General features: G+C 60.7%; 16 protein-coding genes. 4 read left to right on the top strand and 12 right to left on the bottom strand.

From position 1 onward, the window contains the following. Positions 1 to 69 precede the first annotated feature (69 nt). The 3 genes from DK842_RS09675 to DK842_RS09665 form a co-directional block, all read right to left on the bottom strand. Complete coding sequence (locus DK842_RS09675) at positions 70 to 1,686, bottom strand: peptide ABC transporter substrate-binding protein (protein WP_114061282.1); 1,617 nt, start codon at positions 1,684 to 1,686, stop codon at positions 70 to 72. Positions 1,687 to 2,107: 421 nt separating this feature from the next. Further along, on the bottom strand, positions 2,108 to 3,142 hold the full coding sequence (pyrC, locus tag DK842_RS09670) for a dihydroorotase (RefSeq protein WP_114061281.1): 1,035 nt from the start codon (positions 3,140 to 3,142) through the stop codon (positions 2,108 to 2,110). Positions 3,143 to 3,205: 63 nt separating this feature from the next. After that, the gene (locus tag DK842_RS09665) at positions 3,206 to 3,436 is read right to left on the bottom strand and encodes a sulfurtransferase TusA family protein (protein WP_114061280.1); all 231 of its coding nucleotides are present in this window, start codon (positions 3,434 to 3,436) and stop codon (positions 3,206 to 3,208) included. A gap of 123 nt (positions 3,437 to 3,559) precedes the next feature. Between DK842_RS09665 and DK842_RS09660 the strand changes: the two genes are divergently transcribed. The 3 genes from DK842_RS09660 (at position 3,560) to DK842_RS09650 (ending at position 5,517) form a co-directional block, all read left to right on the top strand. Next, complete coding sequence (locus DK842_RS09660) at positions 3,560 to 4,324, top strand: NRDE family protein (protein ID WP_114061279.1); 765 nt, start codon at positions 3,560 to 3,562, stop codon at positions 4,322 to 4,324. Positions 4,325 to 4,336: 12 nt separating this feature from the next. Beyond that, positions 4,337 to 4,843 carry a CNP1-like family protein gene (locus DK842_RS09655; protein ID WP_168194861.1) on the top strand — a complete coding sequence of 169 codons (507 nt, stop codon included), beginning with the start codon at positions 4,337 to 4,339 and terminating at the stop codon, positions 4,841 to 4,843. Between the two features lie 68 nt (positions 4,844 to 4,911). After that, positions 4,912 to 5,517 (top strand): hypothetical protein, encoded by a 606-nt coding sequence (locus tag DK842_RS09650; protein ID WP_114061277.1) that lies wholly within the window; start codon positions 4,912 to 4,914, stop codon positions 5,515 to 5,517. 25 nt (positions 5,518 to 5,542) lie between these two features. Here the strand turns inward: DK842_RS09650 and DK842_RS09645 are convergent, their stop codons facing one another. The 4 genes from DK842_RS09645 to DK842_RS09630 all read right to left on the bottom strand — a co-directional run bounded on the left by DK842_RS09645 (position 5,543) and on the right by DK842_RS09630 (position 10,471). Beyond that, positions 5,543 to 6,409 (bottom strand): arylamine N-acetyltransferase family protein, encoded by an 867-nt coding sequence (locus tag DK842_RS09645; protein WP_145964008.1) that lies wholly within the window; start codon positions 6,407 to 6,409, stop codon positions 5,543 to 5,545. Positions 6,410 to 6,433: 24 nt separating this feature from the next. Continuing rightward, positions 6,434 to 7,699 (bottom strand): MFS transporter, encoded by a 1,266-nt coding sequence (locus DK842_RS09640; protein ID WP_114061275.1) that lies wholly within the window; start codon positions 7,697 to 7,699, stop codon positions 6,434 to 6,436. Between the two features lie 52 nt (positions 7,700 to 7,751). Further along, positions 7,752 to 8,804, bottom strand: a complete 1,053-nt coding sequence (locus tag DK842_RS09635; protein WP_145964007.1) for an ATP-grasp domain-containing protein — start codon at positions 8,802 to 8,804, stop codon at positions 7,752 to 7,754. A gap of 221 nt (positions 8,805 to 9,025) precedes the next feature. Continuing rightward, complete coding sequence (locus DK842_RS09630; RefSeq protein WP_168194860.1) at positions 9,026 to 10,471, bottom strand: FAD/NAD(P)-binding protein; 1,446 nt, start codon at positions 10,469 to 10,471, stop codon at positions 9,026 to 9,028. A gap of 408 nt (positions 10,472 to 10,879) precedes the next feature. Between DK842_RS09630 and DK842_RS09625 the strand changes: the two genes are divergently transcribed. Continuing rightward, the gene (locus DK842_RS09625; protein WP_114063692.1) at positions 10,880 to 11,752 is read left to right on the top strand and encodes an AEC family transporter; all 873 of its coding nucleotides are present in this window, start codon (positions 10,880 to 10,882) and stop codon (positions 11,750 to 11,752) included. 77 nt (positions 11,753 to 11,829) lie between these two features. Here DK842_RS09625 and moaC read toward each other — a convergent pair whose 3' ends face one another. From moaC to ftsA, 5 genes are all read right to left on the bottom strand, one after another. Next, the gene (gene moaC / locus DK842_RS09620; protein ID WP_114061272.1) at positions 11,830 to 12,309 is read right to left on the bottom strand and encodes a cyclic pyranopterin monophosphate synthase MoaC; all 480 of its coding nucleotides are present in this window, start codon (positions 12,307 to 12,309) and stop codon (positions 11,830 to 11,832) included. 33 nt (positions 12,310 to 12,342) lie between these two features. Then, positions 12,343 to 12,525 carry a hypothetical protein gene (locus DK842_RS09615; RefSeq protein ID WP_114061271.1) on the bottom strand — a complete coding sequence of 61 codons (183 nt, stop codon included), beginning with the start codon at positions 12,523 to 12,525 and terminating at the stop codon, positions 12,343 to 12,345. 4 nt (positions 12,526 to 12,529) lie between these two features. Further along, the gene (gene lpxC / locus DK842_RS09610; protein WP_168191971.1) at positions 12,530 to 13,441 is read right to left on the bottom strand and encodes a UDP-3-O-acyl-N-acetylglucosamine deacetylase; all 912 of its coding nucleotides are present in this window, start codon (positions 13,439 to 13,441) and stop codon (positions 12,530 to 12,532) included. A 112-nt stretch (positions 13,442 to 13,553) separates the two neighbouring features. Continuing rightward, complete coding sequence (gene ftsZ / locus DK842_RS09605) at positions 13,554 to 14,741, bottom strand: cell division protein FtsZ (RefSeq protein WP_114061269.1); 1,188 nt, start codon at positions 14,739 to 14,741, stop codon at positions 13,554 to 13,556. A 99-nt stretch (positions 14,742 to 14,840) separates the two neighbouring features. Further along, on the bottom strand, positions 14,841 to 16,082 hold the full coding sequence (gene ftsA / locus DK842_RS09600; RefSeq protein ID WP_114061268.1) for a cell division protein FtsA: 1,242 nt from the start codon (positions 16,080 to 16,082) through the stop codon (positions 14,841 to 14,843). Positions 16,083 to 16,100 lie beyond the last annotated feature (18 nt).

The raw sequence follows: 16,100 nt of genomic DNA, 5'->3' as shown, positions 1-16,100 counted from the left end.
CAATCATCGGCCGGCGGCCCCGGAAGGGACAGCCGGCCTCGGCGCGGGGGCATCCGCCCCCGTAACGGCTTAGTGCTGCGCGATGTAGAAGTACTTGCTGCGGTAACGGTCAGCCGTATTCTTCAGCGAGTAGCCGCCGACATACGGTTTCACCAGTCTAGGCAGCGTGTACTGCAGCACCGGGATCATCGGGTAGTCGTCCATCACGACCTTGGTGGCCTGGGTCAGCAGTTGAGTGCGCTTGGCCGGATCGGTGGACTCGTTGCCCTGCTTGATCAGCTCTTCCGCCTTCTTGTTGCAGTTGAAGTTGTCGTTCTGGGTGTTGCCGCACTGCACCAGCGCCAGGAAGGTGGTGGCGTCGTTATAGTCGGCCAGCCATCCGTTGCGGGCGATCTGGTAATCGCCATCATGGCGCTTCTTCAGGAACACCTTGAACTCGGTGTTGTCCATGGACGTGTTCAGTCCCAGCTTGGACTTCCATTCGGACGCCATGAAGATGGCCATTTTCTTGTGGTAGTCGCTGGTATTGTAAGACAGCTTGACGGTCGTGCCCGGCTTGACGCCGGCTTCGGCCAACAGCTTCTTGGCCTCATCCACGCGCTTGGCCATCGGCCACTTCGCCCAGTCGTAGGTGGACGGCTGCGCGCCGTGCACGCCCTTGACCATCACGCTGTAAGCCGGCTGCTGGCCGTCGGCGGTGATCTTGCTGGCCAGCAGATCGCGGTCCACCACCATGGACAGCGCCTTGCGCACGCGGATGTCCTTCATCAGCGGATCGCGGTTGTTCAGGCTGTAATAGCGCAGGCCCAGGATGGTGTTGTTCTTCAAGTCCTTGGGCATGGTGGTCTTGAATTGCTGGAACACGCCCGGGGGCAGTTGGTAGGTCATGTCCATCTGGCCGGACTGGTACAACTTGACCTCGGCGTTCTGGTCTTCGATCGGCAGGAAGGTGACCTTGGTCAGCTGCACGTTCTTGGCATCCCAGTACTGCGGGTTCTTCTCGACGACGACCTTGCTGTTGACTTGCCAGTCTTTCAGCACGAAGGGGCCGTTGGAAACCATCTTGCCCGGCTTCACCCAATCCTTGCCGTACTTGTCGATCACAGCCTTCGGCGCCGGGCCGAGCTGGGCGTTGGACATCAGTTCCGGCAGGTAGGACACCGGGAAGGCGGTCTTCACTTCCAGCGTGTACTTGTCCAGCGCCTTCACGCCGATGGCGGAGGCCGGCTTCTTGCCGGCGACGATGTCGGGACCGTTCTCGAAGAAGATGCCGAAGGTGCCGGCATACGGCGCGGCCAGCTTCGGATCCACCAGTCGGCGGATGCCGTAGACGAAGTCGTCGGCGGTGACGTTGCTGCCGTCCGACCACTTGGCGTTCTTGCGCAGGTGGAACACCCAGGTGGTGGGCGCGGTCTGTTTCCAGGATTCCGCCACGCCAGGCTGCAGCGTGCCGTCGTTGTCGGTGGCGGTCAGGCCCTCGAACAGGTCATGGGTGATGAGGTTGGCGGGCACGCCTTCCACCACCATCGGGTCCAGCGACTCGGGCTCGGAGCCATTGCCGCGGATCAGCTCCTGCTTGGCGGCCAGCTTGACGCCGGCAGGAACCTTGGCGGCCAGCGCGGCCCCGGAAGCCATGGCCAATGCGACGGCGGCGGCGATCACCTGCAGCGATTGCTTGTTCGACATCTCTACTCTCCTGATTCTGTAGCATCCCGCGCTAAACGGGTTTTCGAATTTTTTCACTCTATTGTATCCAGAGTGGGTTCGACGATTATGCGCAGAGGGTTTTGATTCCATCAAGCCCCAACGAGCACAATATGCTATTCATTTTTCTCAAAAAGGAAAATTTGTCTGACAATAGTCTGACGATGCAAATCAACGGCTTGCCGATGCATATCATTTTACGCTTATGGCATCAAGGCATGTAAAATGCTATTGCCTAGCCCAAGTAAAATTCATGCGCCGAGACCAAAACCCAGCCTCTGAAACCATCAAGATAACAGTTGGCTAATAGATTGATCTGGCATTTTCCAATTATTCGATCAATTCATCCGCCTGGAATAAAAAGAGCCGCCCTCAAGGGCGGCTCGGATGCCTCGCTCAGCCGTTAGCCCTGCAGCCGCCAGGCCACGCTGTCTCCCGCGCGCAACGGCACCAGCCTGTCGCCGGGATACGGCAATTCGGCAGGCACGATCCAGCTTTCCTTGACAAGCGTGACGCGGTCCGGATTGGCAGGCAGCCCGTAAAAGGCGGGCCCGTTCAGGCTGGCGAAGGCCTCCAGCTTGTCCAGCGCACCGGCGGCTTCGAAAGCCTCGGCATAGAGTTCGATCGCCGCGTTGGCGGTGTACATGCCGGCGCAGCCGCAGGACGACTCCTTGGCGCCCCTGGCGTGCGGCGCGCTGTCGGTGCCGAGGAAGAACTTGGCCGAACCGGATGTCGCCGCCTTGACCAAAGCCTGGCGGTGCAGCTCGCGCTTGAGCACCGGCAGGCAATAGTGATGCGGACGGATGCCGCCGACGAACAGCGCGTTGCGGTTCATCAACAAATGGTGGGCGGTGATGGTGGCGGCGACATGGGCCGGCGCGGCGGCGACGAACTCTGCCGCCTCGCGGGTGGTGATGTGCTCGAACACCACCTTCAGCTTCGGCAGCCTGGCCAGCAACGGCTTCATCACCCGCTCGATGAACACCGCCTCGCGGTCGAATACGTCGATATCGGCACCGGTGACCTCGCCGTGCACCAGCAGCGGCAGGCCGATTTCGGCCATCGCCTCCAGCGCCGGCATCGCGAGGGCGATGTCGGTGACGCCGTGGTCGGAATTGGTGGTGGCGCCGGCCGGATACAACTTGACGCCGTGGACGAAGCCGCTGGCCTTGGCCTTGCGCACTTCATCGGCGCTGGTCTTGTCGGTCAGGTATAGCGTCATCAGCGGCTCGAAGGCGCTGCCGGCCGGCCTCGCGGCCAGAATACGCTCGCGATAGGCGGCGGCGGCGGCCACGGTGGTGACCGGCGGCTTCAGATTGGGCATCACGATGGCGCGGCCCATCTGGCGACAGGTGTCGGGCAGCACCGCGGCCAGCGCGGCGTCGTCGCGCAGGTGCAAGTGCCAGTCGTCGGGACGGATCAGGGAGAGAGTCTGCATGGTGGATGGCTTGCCGTAACGAGGGATAAAACAATGGCGATGGAAAACCATCGCCAGGAATGTCTACTTGCGCCGGAGCACCATCCGGAACTTGCCTTCGCCGGTGGTGGTCGATTCCAGCAGGCCGTTGCCGGTCTGGCGGCAGAAGGCTTCGAAATCCTTGGGCGCGCCCGGATCGGTGGCGATCACTTCCAGCACCGCGCCGCTTTCCATATCGGCCAGCGCCTTCTTGGCGCGTAGTATCGGCAGCGGGCAGTTCAGGCCGGAAAGATCAATATGCTTGTCGGGAGTCATGGGCCGGTATCCTTCAGCCATATCGGGTTACAATGAGTGGAGCGGCGGCCGGCCTCGCATGGGCGGGCCGCAGCCGTATAGTTTACGCCAGTCGTCAAGCCTTACCCAAATCGGTCACCGCAAATGTGCATCATCGCTTTCGCTTACAAAACGCCGGGCATGGGCCAGCTGGTCCTCCTGGCCAACCGCGACGAATACTACGCCCGCCCCGCAGAGCCTCTGGACTGGTGGCCGGAATACCCGAATACCCTGGGCGGCCGCGACCTGCAATCGGGCGGCAGCTGGCTGATGGTGGACGGGCGCAACCGCTTCGCCGCGGTCACCAATTTCCGCGACGGCTTTCCGCCCAAGGCGGAGCGCTCGCGCGGCGAGCTGGTGCAGCGCTTCGTCGCCGGCGACGAGGACCCGTTCGCCTTCGCCGACTGGCTGCGCGCCGAAAGCCATCGCTACGCGCCGTTCAATCTGCTGTTCGGCAGCACGTCCGACCTGTTCTTCTTTCACAGCCCCGGCCGCCAGATCGCCCGCGTGACGCCAGGCATCCACACCTTGTCCAACGCCACGCTGGACACCCCGTGGCACAAGAGCAAGCGGCTGGCGGAATACCTGTCCGAGTTCGGCCGCCCGCCGACTGAAGACCAGGCCTACGCCGCGCTGGCGGATCCGACGCCGGCCGGACCCGGCCATCTGCCCAACACCCGCATCGGCCTGGCGCTGGAGAAGACGCTGTCGCCGATCTTCATCCAGGGCCGCGACTACGGCACCCGCGCCTCCATGCTGCTGACCGTGTCCACCCGCGGCGATATCGGCATTTCCGAGCGCAGCTGGGGGCTGGCCGGCCGCGAGACCGGCCGCCGACATTACAACCTGCGCGCCGGCCAGGCGCGCTGACGGAGCATTCCATTGAAACGCATCGCCCTCTTGCCGGCCCTGCTGGCGCTGAGCCTCGGCCTGCCGGCGCTGGCCGGCAACGACCGCATCAACAAGAACATCAACTTCGAGGAAGAAAAGCCGTGGGCCGAGCAGGACTACGCGTTGCCCGACTATCCGCAAAACCCTGACTGGGTCGAGGTCAAGCCTGATTGGCTGCAGCAGAACCGTTTCTTCGTCGACGCGACAACCTTCAGCGTGGCCGGCGACGGCGTAGTCCGCTTCGTCAGCCGGGTGCTGACGCCCAGCGGCGTGGAAAACCTCAGCGTCGAGGGCATTCTGTGCAAGGAAAACCAGTACAAGGCCTATGCCTTCGGCGACAGCATCAACCACCGCTGGATCGAAGCCATGCGGCCGCAGTGGCAGACGATCAACAGCGCCGACAAGCTCAGGCGCGAGCAACGCTCGCTGATGTGCCCGTCCAACAGCGCGCCGCGCGACGCCGCCCAGGCGATATCCGCGCTGCGCGGCGCCCGCTGAGTCCGTGGCTGACGCCTGCGACGGATGTTCTAAGATGAAACATCTGTCTTGCATTCGCGTAGGCGCCGATGGATCAGCAAACTCTGCAGGAAACCCGGGAAAGGGAATGGGTCAGGCGGCTGTTCGCGCAAAAAGGCATTGATCCTCTCGACGTGAAGTCGCTGAAATGTCCGGCGCCGGATGTCGGCGTCTCGTTGTCGGACGGCCGTTTTCTCGCCATAGAAGTGACCGAGGTGCTGGCCGGCGAGTATGCCCGGCGCAATGCCCGCAAGAAAGAAATACAACAGGCCCAGCAGGCGGCAGGCGGCATAGGCTGGATGTTCACCCGGCCCGCCAACGCGCTGGACGTCGCCTGCCGCATCGAGGCCAAGGTGGGCAAGGACTACCACGTGCCGAGCGGCCATCAGCTTCACCTGCTGCTGGCGACCGGCACCGTCGAACACGGCACCATGTCGTCCACCCTGCTGCTGTTCATTTCGATTCCGGAGCTGAACCAGCTGACCCATGACATGCTGGAACGCTCGCGCTACCAGCATGTCTACCTGCACCTGCAACTGGGCCGCGGCCTGTACGAATGGAACCGCCGGGACCGCTGGCATGAAGTCCACCCGCCCAGTCGCCGCTCCGAAGACTATCCGCTGATGCCGCAATTGAAGCTGCAAACCGGCATGTAGCGCATGCCTAAGCGCCCACAACCTGTCAGACCGCCGCATCCAATTCATCGGGTGGCAACTGCGCGGCTAGCGCCTCCGAGATGCCAAACTCCTCCACCAAGCTGCCCAGCAGCTCCTGCCTCGACAGCGGTCGTGACGTCTCAACGCCATTGAGGCCGCGCGAAACACGGTTTCCTTTAACAATGCCGTCGATCCTGTCCGGCCGCGCCAGGCGAATGATCACGCCTTGATTGAAACGGCTCAAGTCACGGCTGTACTCGTGCCAATAAGCGAAATCAGCGGAAGTGGCATCCAAACGCTCGATACGGCAATACACCCTGGGCCGGCTCAAAGGCTTCCAGTCCAGATGCCATTGCCCCGCCACCAGCCGATTATGCCCTCCCCACAGAGGATCCGGCCGATTCGATAGGCCCAGCGGAATCGGTTGGCCGTGCAGCATGGTCGGATCAACGATCAACGGCGGCGCCGAGTCAAAAACCACCGCCACCGTGCCATGCTTGGGCATATCCGGAGCAGGCTCGGCCAAAGACGACGGCACCATCATCGAAATGCCCAGGGCCGCCGGAAAGCCCAATGCCTGCAACAAGGAACACAACGCGCCGTTCCCGGCCCAGCAAGTCCCGCCCGTGCCAACCTGCAGCCAGGTTTCGAAGAAATCATCAGGCTCGGCTCCCGGAAGCGGGCGATGGCTGGAAGATGCGGTTTGTATGCGCTTGAGGATGTTGTCGAACGGGATATGGCGACACCATTGCCGGTAAACCAAAGCTAGCCCCTCTGGATCAACGGCTGGGGGCGCGCTGAATCCCAGCCGTTCCAAAACACGTTCGGCCAGGTGCGGGCGAAGCGGATGATGTCGATGCATTTCGGCTCTACAAATCAGATTGAAGAACATTAGGAAAAAACCAGCCGGCTGGACTCAGTTGTCCGCCTCGGCGGTCGCGGACTGCAAGCCTTCCTTAGCCGCGGGCTGTCGCAACCAGCCGTACGCGGAAATCGCCAGCATGGCCATGCCCGCAGCCTTGAAGGCGAAGCCGATGCCAAATATCGTGGCGATCCATCCCCAAGCGAGACCGCCTACCGTTAACGCGCCCGAGAAAACCAAAGAGTAGACCGCCAGCGCGCGCGCGCGCATGGCTGGGGGAAATACCGCCTGGGCTCGGGAGTTCATCGTGGACACCATCCCGGCCCAGGAAAAGCCAGCGACGAAAGCCGCCGGCAGCAACGAATATAGCCATGGGGCCCAACCGAAATACAACAGCATCGCGCCATAAACCGCCGTGGCCAATCCCAGTAGATGCGCACGCTTCAGCAGATAGCGCAATTGCGGCAATGCAAAGGCTGAGGAGACTGCGCCGGCGCCAAAAGCCGCCATCAACCAGCCAAGAGCGGCCTCGCTGCCGACAAGCATGTTCTTGACGTAGATAGGCAGCAGGGACTGGAAAATGGAAATCGCGAAGAAAAGACAAAGCGTTTGGCCGAGGATTCTACGGAAAACAGGTGAAGCGAAGCTGTGCCGCACCCCATCGACCAAGGAATCGAGAAAAGATCCCTGGCTTGCTCCAGCAGATGGAACGGAGCTCTTGTCTCCGCCAAGCACGCGCCAATGCAACACGATCAAGCCGACGAAAGAGAGCGCGTTCGCCAGATACAATGCGGCGGGACCGGTCAGACTGAACAGCCAGCCTCCCAGGATAGGACCGATGATGGACGCGAGATTGTAGCTGAGCCCATTCAGCGTGGCCGCGGCTTCAATTTCGTCTGGCTGCACCAATGACGACATTGACGCCTGCCAAGCCGATACTTTGAAAGCGGCCCCGGCTCCCAGAGCGAAAGTCAACGATATAATCACGGTCGCCGATGGCGCATCGCCCAGTGCAGCCACAGCCAATAACGCCGCGGCAACCAGCATCTGCAGATTCACCAGCATCAGGTACCGGTCCTGGTCCATCCGATCTGCGAATACGCCGCCAAACAGCGCAAACAGAAATATCGGCGCCTGATTGGCCGTCTGGGCCAGCACCGCGGCGCTGGGATCCTGGGACTGTTTGGCCAGCAACCAGCCGGTGGCGAATATCCGCATCCATGCGCCGATATTGGAGATGAAGTTGGCCAGACATAGGTCCCGGAAGCGGGAATGGCGCAATGGCTGGAAAAGCGGAGTTTTGATTCTGGCGTGCGGCATCAAACATCCTGATGACAGAGCGGGCGAACCATGCTCGCCCGCAAAGAGTCGCTTACAAGTAGGAAACCGGGATGAATTCGCCTACCAAGTGCTGGAAAGCTTGACGGACCTCCGCCTCGCTATCCGCCCGGACAAAGGCCTTGCCGGCAAAATCGATATTGGTGGTCGTGGCCTCGACTCTTTGTCCGACATGAACGCGCCAATCCATGTCGATGTCGCAATCCAGTTCAGGCTTGCCCAGTTCACGGATCGTGCCGCCCACCTTGGGAAACACCACAAAGAATGCGGGTCGGCTTTGGTGACTGACGGCGGCTTGGCCCAGGCGGGACGCATCCTGTCCGGACTGGATCATCAGCTCTATGTCATACAGATTCACCCCTTCCCAGGAGTGGTAGGCAGGCACGGTCATCAACCCCGGTGAACGAGCCGCGACTTCCAGGAATACCAGCTCATCGGCCACCGAGTGGAACAATTCCATATGAAAACAGCCATTGTCAGCGCCCAACGCGCGCGCGCACTGCAAGCCGAAAGCGACGATGCGCGCATGCAGCGGCTCATTTCGTCCCACCATGATGGAGCCAAGAGTGCGCCCTTCCTGCAAGTCCGCCATTGGACAGCTGTAACGGCTGACTGCGCTGTAGATCGGTTCCCCGTTCTGAATGGCCAGATCGAACTCGTACAGATCCCCATCAATGAACTCTTCCGCCTCATACTCGCAATCATCACCCGCCGCCTCCGACAGGAATCGCTCGAAATCGGCGGGTTTGTCTATCTTGTAAACGCCCCTGCTTCCCACTGAAGCGCGCGGCTTGACGATGAATTTGCCTCGTAATGCTTGTCTCAGATCGGCATACGCCTCCGCGCCGACATCCGGCATGAGCTCGGCGTATACCGGAGCCCTTAAACCAGCGCTTTGAATAATGTGCTTCATGGCGAGCTTGTCCCGAAAGTGCTCCACCTTTCCCGCAAGGTGGTCGTGCAAGCCAAAGCGCTCGCGCAAGCGGTCGGCCACCTCCATATTCGCTTCTTGGTTGCAAAATATTTTGACGGCGGCATCCCCGCTCACCAGGGGCGCCAGAACCCCGATCGCCTGTTCCAGATCCAAGCACAGGGTTTTCGAATGCGGATCGCATACCTCGTCCACCCGCAAAACCGTGGATGCGCTCTCTAGCTACGATGGCAGTGCCTGCGAGTGCGCGGCAAGAATGATCTTGTCGAATCGTTCAATCAGCTCGCGCGAAAAGAACTCGAAGTTTTTAGTGCCCACAAAAATAACTTGCATGTTTATTTCTCTCTTGACTTCCGCAATCCGCGACAAAACCGCTATCAGATCCAGGCGGCATCCTCGGCAGCGACGTCGATTATCCATTGCCGCGCCCACTGGCCAGCGCAGCGTGCGTTGAACCAAAAAGCGTTGGTAGAAAAAAGACTGCCTTTATTCAACGGTCCCAGGTTGTAAAGACGGCGGGTCGGCCTGCCGCCATAACGGCATTCGAAAGTCATGGGGTGGATGTCGATGCCGCCGCATGGATGGGCCTCGACAAGGCCCCGGGCCAGCAGGTTTCGCACCAAAGGCGCCTCAATGCCATCCAGCCGATTAGAACCGCCGGTGCCATCAATCATCACGGTTGAGCGGATGATTTCTTCGTCGTCGGTCCGCATGACGAACTCGCCCCTCTCCCATACAGGCGTCGAAGCGGCCTTGTGGATGCGCAGCCTGCCTTCGTCAGCCGCGGCGGCCAATTCTCCCACCACCTCATATGGAATCGGATGACGCCAAGCAGCCCAGGCCGCGCCGAAATTGAGATGGAAAGACAAGCGGTCCTCCACGGGCATGGCTTGCCAAAGCTTGTGCATATAAGGCCGGGTGGATACCAAGATATCCTGATAAGGCAAATTCGCTTCCGCCGAGCGCGCCATCAAATATTCGAAGTAGGCCGCCTCGCCTTCATGCCGCAGAATGCGCATCGCGTGATCGCGCTCATCGCCACCTCGCAAGCTGTCCCTCTCCTGCTTGAGCAACCCGATAAAGTGATCAAGGCGAACCCCGCCCTCTCCTCCGCGCAGCAGATTGTTCCAAGTCAAGTGCCGTGGTTCATAGCGATTGCTAGCCGTCAGGCAAGTCGGCGCATAACCATGGCGCGAGAACAGATGAATTTCACGATTCTGGTTGCTTTGCAGCGAGCGCAGCGCATCAATCGCCGTCAATCCCGAACCGGCGATCAGCACGCGGCCGTCGGGAACCTGTTCGAATTGGCTGTGGTGATCAATGAAGCCAGGCAATGCCCGAAACTTCGGGAAGTGGCTACCGTGGAGAGATCCCAAGCACAAGACAACGCGCTTGGCTATCGCCAGTGTTCCTCTCGTCGACATCAGCCGGTAGCCGCCGCCCTCTGGCAGCAGATCCTCGACCTGCTCATGGATTTCGTAGATATCCAGCAAGCCCGACTCAACAACATCCTGGTAGGTTTCATTGAGAAAATCGGAGTAGGTCAATCGGTTTGGATAGAGCTCCCCGTTCCGCCCTTTTCCCGCCATCCACTGCGCGAATCCTGTCGGCTCTTGATCCGAGATGGACAACATCCAGGGAGGGGTATTCACCTTGTGGATGGAGGCTGCGTCGCCAAACGCCTTGCCACGGGCAAATTCCGCTTGGGGAGAAAGCAGCGCGACTCTCACCTTGTGAAGTCCCGCAGAGTACGCTTCATCCTGAATTTGTTTCAGTAGGCTGACACCCGTCGCACCCACGCCGACTATTGCGATATCAAACAATTTTATGATCACGATTTGTGAGGATCGCCAATTTTATTTCATAGTCATATAATGTCAATCGGAATTTTTGCTGCCATTATTATTCGTTATGAATATTGTAATTTTTGGAATTAATTGAATATTAATAGCGGATAATTTCATTTATTAGAATAAAATGCCGCTCAATCAATAACGGCAGCGGCCTCAGTCTAAGGAAGCCATTACTCCACCACCCAAGCTATTGCGCGCAATCAGCGCATAGGCAAGCCGTAGCCATTACGCAAGCACTTGCACAACAATGCCATTGTTATGATATATTCGCCTTCCATTTATCCTAATGGTTTATCTCGTCCAAGCCCTGACCCGCTACCGACAGGTATTCACCATTCGATGGATATCACCTTTTGAAACATTAACTTGATGCCCAGCATGTCGATTTCCTTATTTGCCCCACTGTTATACCTGCTAATGGGCCTTGGCCTTGGCCGCACGTCGTTTGAAATAAAGGGGCGCGCCTCCGCATTGCTGACCAAGTTGGTGATTCCTCTAGTGATCATCTACAACATCGCCACCCACCGGCCCGGCGTATTCGCCGTGATGGCGGGGATGATGGTGATGATGATCAGCCTCCTGCTACTCAGTCGAATCAAAACCCGCGACCCGGTGCATAACCTGTGCTTCAGTTACTTGAACATTGGTTGGCTAGGCATGCCAATCGCCAGCACTTTATTTGGCGATGGCGCGGCCATGGTTTTCATCGCCGCTTATGTCGGCAGCTCGCTATTGGGAAATTCTGTGGGTGTCGGATTGATGGCTCAAGGGAGCAATCTGAAAACACGAATGCTGGAAACATTGAAAGCGCCGCCGGTATGGGCGCTATTGGTAGGTGTGGGATGCATTCCGTTTGGGCCGCAACTGGAAGCTCATGCCCGGCCTGTTTATGAAGTGCTAAAATTCCTGATGAGCTTTCTCGGAATGTCCATTCTAGGCATCTGGTTATCCGCCACTCGCCTGAAAATGGCTGATTTCAGCCAAGCGCTGAAAATATCGATTCTACGAGCCGCCGCTATTGCCGCGCTGGTATGTCTGTTTATCATGCTATGCCGAAGCCTGGATATCCGACTGGTGCTGGAAAATCAGGCCGCTCTATATATGATGTGCCTGCTGCCGCCGGCCGCCAACATCATCGTGCTGGAAACCCACTATATGAAGAGCGGGCGATCAGCCAGTCTGATCGCCTGCGGCACCTGCATCAGCATTGCCGCCATCGGCGCCTACGTGGCTGCGGTGCTATTGCTATAACAAGCCAACGCGCCGCGGGACTACCGCGGCGCCGTCCAATCAAGGCCATGTCCCGACGGCGGTTTCCTCCATCCCGGCTAACTCCCGGCCCGCCAGCCGCCGCTCTTGCCGCCGTCCTTCTCCAGCAGCCGCACACCGGTGATCTCCATGCCGCGATCCACCGCCTTGCACATGTCGTAGATGGTCAGCAGGCCGATATTGACTGCAGTCAGCGCCTCCATCTCGACGCCGGTCTGCCCCTGGCATTCCGCCGTCACCTCTATCCGCACCGCCGATTCGCTGTCCTGCAGCGTGAAATCCACCGCCAGCCGCGTCAGCGCGATCGGGTGGCATAGCGGGATCAGATCCCAGGTTTTCTTGGCGGCCATGATGGCGGCGACGCGGGCGATGCCCAGCACGTCGCCCTTCTTGTGTCCACCGCTCCTCACCAACGCGTAGGTAGCCGGCAACATGTGGATAAAACCCTCGGCGACCGCGCGGCGGGCGGTCGCCTCCTTGGCGCCGACGTCCACCATATGGGCCTGGCCGGCGTCGTCGAAATGGGTGAGTCGCGTCATCGCGTGCCCTTCAAATGAAAACGCCCGCCGCGCTCAGCGCAGCAGGCGGAAAATCAGCCAGAAGCAGGTAACAATGACCAGCAGGCCCCCGCTCCAACGGACAATGGCCAGCACCCGGCGCAGGTAGCGGCGATCGTGAGTGAGCGCGAAGCATAGCAGCGCCCCGCCTATCGCCAGTATCGTCGCCAACAGCCACAGCCGCCAGAAACCGAACACCGCCTCAGTCCTGCGGCGGCAGCTGATGGAAACTGGACGGCGCGTCCAGCGGGTCGTCGAAGCTGACGAACTCCCAGGCCTCCGGCGTATCCAGCAGCTTGCGCAGCAGCTTGTTGTTCATCGCGTGGCCGGACTTGTGGCCGGAAAACGCGGCGATCAAGGGATGGCCGACGATATAGAGGTCGCCGATCGCGTCCAGTATCTTGTGACGGACGAACTCGTCCGGAAAGCGCAGGCCTTCCGGATTGAGAACGTATTCGTCGTCGATCACGATGGCGTTGTCCAGGCTGCCGCCTCGGCCCAGGCCGTGGTTGCGCATGTATTCCACCTCGTGCATGAAGCCGAAAGTGCGGGCGCGGCTGATCTCGTCGGTATAGGAATGCTGGGCGAAGTCCACTTCCACCGTCTGCGGCGCGCGATTGAACGCCGGATGGTTGAACTCGATCGACAGCGTGATCTTGAAGCCGTCGTGCGGGTCCAGCCGGACCCACACGCCGCGGTCTTCCACCACGACCGTCTGCTTGACGCGGATGAAACGCTTTTTCTTGGGCTGGTCGACCACTCCGGCCGTCTGCAACAGGTAAAGAAACGGCGCGGCGGAGCCATCCATGATGGGGATTTCCGCCGCCGTCACCTCGACGACCAGATTGTCGATGCCGAAGCCGGCGAACGCCGACATCAGGTGTTCGATCGTGCCGACACGCACGCCGGTGTCCGTCACCAGCGTGGAGGAGAGGCGCGTGTCGTTGACGAGCGAAGGTATAGCCTTCACGTCGACCGGCTCGGGCAAGTCGGTGCGGCGGAAGACGATGCCGGTATCGGGCGGCGCCGGCAGCAGAGTGAGTTTCACCCGCTCGCCGGAATGCAGACCGACGCCCGTGGCGCTGATCGCTTGCTTCAGCGTGCGCTGCAAGATCATTTCAGGCTACTCAATCAATCGGAAATAACCGATTCTAACATAGCGCCAGGCTATGCTTTATTGATTGATTCGCTGACATGAATAGCGTTTATCTATCCGATTCCTCCGCTCAGTCCGCCTGCTTGCGCAGGAAGGCCGGGATGTCGTAGCTCTCGCTGACTTCCGGATTGGAAAAGTCCAGCGACGGGTTGGCGCGGCGGCGTCCGGTGCGCATGATGGCCGGCGCGTCCAGGTCCTCGTAGTTCATCACGTCCACCGCGCGGTCGTCGGTGCCGGTTTTGACGATCTTGATGTATTCCGGTCGATCCTCGTGGCGCGCCGCCTTTTTCTGGCCCAGGCCGGTGGCGATCAAGGTCACCCGGATGGTGTCTTCCGGCATGTCTTCCACTTCGGCGGTGCCGAACTTGATCTGCGCATCCTCGTCCGCGTACTGGCGGATAATGCCCATGATCTCGCGGTACTCGCTCATTTTCAGGCAGCCCGGGGCGGTGGAAATGTTCACCAGCACGCCGCGCGCGCCTTCCAGCGTGATGTTGTCCAGCAGCGGGCTGGCCACGGCCTGTTCCGCGGCCACGCGGGCGCGGTCGATGCCGGAAGCGTAGGCGGAGCCCATCATCGCCAGGCCCATCTCGCCCATCACGGTGCGCACGTCGGCGAAGTCGACGTTGATCAGGCCGGGGCAGGTGATCACCTCGGCGATGCCGGCCACGGCGCCCTTCAGCACGTCGTCGGCGGCGCGGAAGGCTTCGCGCATGGTCACGTCCTCGCCCAGCACTTCCATCAGCTTTTCGTTGGGGATGACGATCAGCGAATCGACATGCTTCTTCAGATCCTCAATGCCGTTCTGCGCCACTTTCATGCGCTTGCCTTCGTGTTCGAAAGGACGGGTGACCACGCCTACGGTCAGAATGCCCATTTCCTTGGCCACTTCGGCCACAACGGGCGCAGCCCCTGTACCCGTACCGCCGCCCATGCCGGCGGTGACGAACACCATATTGGCGCCGCGCAGGATTTCCGCGATGCGTTCGCGATCTTCCAGCGCCGCGCTGCGGCCCACTTCCGGATTGGCGCCGGCGCCCAAGCCGCGCGTCAGGTTGGTGCCCAGCTGCAGTTTCTGCGGCGCGCTATTGCGCTGCAGCGACTGGGCGTCGGTGTTGGCGCAGATGAACTCCACGCCGTGCACGTTGCCGGTGATCATGTTGTCGATGGCGTTGCAGCCGCCGCCGCCCACGCCGATCACCTTGATGACGGCCGAGTTGGCCGTTTCCTGCATCACTTCGAATACCATTCCGCTCATTTTCCTCTCCTCAAATGATGAGCCAATCCACTGCTTCTTCACTGCGCCCGAACTACCTGGTCGAATCGCAACCGGCCCAAGGCCAGCCGCCCTCAATGCTTAGAAATTGCTGCCGAACCACGCCTTCATGCGCGAGAACATCTGGCCCACGCCAGCCGATTCCGACTTCACCGGGCCGGCATAGCCCTGAATCTGATCCTTGCCATACAACAGCAGACCCACGCCGGTGGAGAAGCGCGGCGTCTTCACCACTTCCGCCAGGCCGCCGACGTACTTGGGCACGCCGACGCGCACCGGCAGATGGAACACCTCTTCGGCCAACTCCACCATGCCCGGCATCAGGCTGGCGCCGCCGGTCAGCACCATGCCCGACGACAACATTTCCTCGAAGCCGCTGCGGCGCAGCTCCTGCTGCACCAGCTGGAACAATTCTTCAACGCGCGGCTCGACCACTTCGGCCAGCGTGGCGCGCGACATCTGGCGCGGACCGCGCTCGCCGACGCCCGGCACTTCTATCATCTGCGCCGGGTCGGCCATGCCCACCAGCGCCACGCCGTGCTGGATCTTGATGTCCTCGGCCTCCTTGGTCGGGGTGCGCAGCGCCATGGCGATGTCGTTGGTGATCTGGTCGCCGGCGATCGGGATCACCGCGGTGTGGCGGATGGCGCCGCCCACGTAGACGGCGATGTCGGTGGTGCCGCCGCCGATGTCGATCAGGCACACGCCCAGGTCTTTTTCGTCCTCGGACAGCACGGCGATGGCCGACGCCATCGGCTGCAGCACCAGGTCGGACACCTCCAGGCCGCAGCGGCGCACGCACTTGGTCACGTTCTGGGCGGCAGACACCGCGCCGGTGACGATGTGCACCTTGGCTTCCAGCCTCACGCCGCTCATGCCCAAGGGCTCGCGCACGCCTTCCTGGCCGTCGATGCTGTATTCCTGGGTCAGGATGTGCAGCACCTGGTGATCCGGCGGGATGGTCACCGCGCGCGCGGTCTCGATCACGCGATCGATGTCCATCTTGGTGACTTCACGGTCCTTGATCGCCACCATGCCATGCGAGTTCACGCTCTTGATGTGGCTGCCGGCGATGCCGACAAACACTTCGTGAATCTTGCAGTCGGCCATCAGCTCGGCCTCTTCCAGCGCGCGCTGGATCGCCTGCACGGTGGATTCGATATTGACCACCATGCCGCGCTTCAGGCCGCGCGACGGGGTGTGGCCCATGCCGACGATATTGAGCTGGCCGTCTTCCAGCACCTCGGCCACGATCGCCACGATCTTGGAGGTGCCGATGTCCAGGCCGACCAGCATGTTCTTGCTTTCCTTGGGTTTGCTCACCTGTCGCTCCAACGCCTA

Origin of the sequence: Chromobacterium phragmitis, from assembly GCF_003325475.1 — a bacterium.
GTDB classification, from domain to species: domain Bacteria; phylum Pseudomonadota; class Gammaproteobacteria; order Burkholderiales; family Chromobacteriaceae; genus Chromobacterium; species Chromobacterium phragmitis.
This window is presented reverse-complemented; position numbering and strand designations above follow the sequence as displayed.

Excerpts from the sequence above, each read along its gene's own strand:
- DK842_RS09675 (WP_114061282.1), bottom strand. The coding sequence starts at position 1,686 with ATGTCGAACAAGCAATCGCTGCAGGTGATCGCCGCCGCCGTCGCATTG.
- pyrC (WP_114061281.1), bottom strand. The coding sequence starts at position 3,142 with ATGCAGACTCTCTCCCTGATCCGTCCCGACGACTGGCACTTGCACCTG.
- DK842_RS09665 (WP_114061280.1), bottom strand. The coding sequence starts at position 3,436 with ATGACTCCCGACAAGCATATTGATCTTTCCGGCCTGAACTGCCCGCTG.
- DK842_RS09660 (WP_114061279.1), top strand. The coding sequence starts at position 3,560 with ATGTGCATCATCGCTTTCGCTTACAAAACGCCGGGCATGGGCCAGCTG.
- DK842_RS09650 (WP_114061277.1), top strand. The coding sequence starts at position 4,912 with ATGGATCAGCAAACTCTGCAGGAAACCCGGGAAAGGGAATGGGTCAGG.
- DK842_RS09645 (WP_145964008.1), bottom strand. The coding sequence starts at position 6,409 with ATGTTCTTCAATCTGATTTGTAGAGCCGAAATGCATCGACATCATCCG.
- DK842_RS09640 (WP_114061275.1), bottom strand. The coding sequence starts at position 7,699 with ATGCCGCACGCCAGAATCAAAACTCCGCTTTTCCAGCCATTGCGCCAT.
- DK842_RS09625 (WP_114063692.1), top strand. The coding sequence starts at position 10,880 with ATGTCGATTTCCTTATTTGCCCCACTGTTATACCTGCTAATGGGCCTT.
- moaC (WP_114061272.1), bottom strand. The coding sequence starts at position 12,309 with ATGACGCGACTCACCCATTTCGACGACGCCGGCCAGGCCCATATGGTG.
- ftsZ (WP_114061269.1), bottom strand. The coding sequence starts at position 14,741 with ATGAGCGGAATGGTATTCGAAGTGATGCAGGAAACGGCCAACTCGGCC.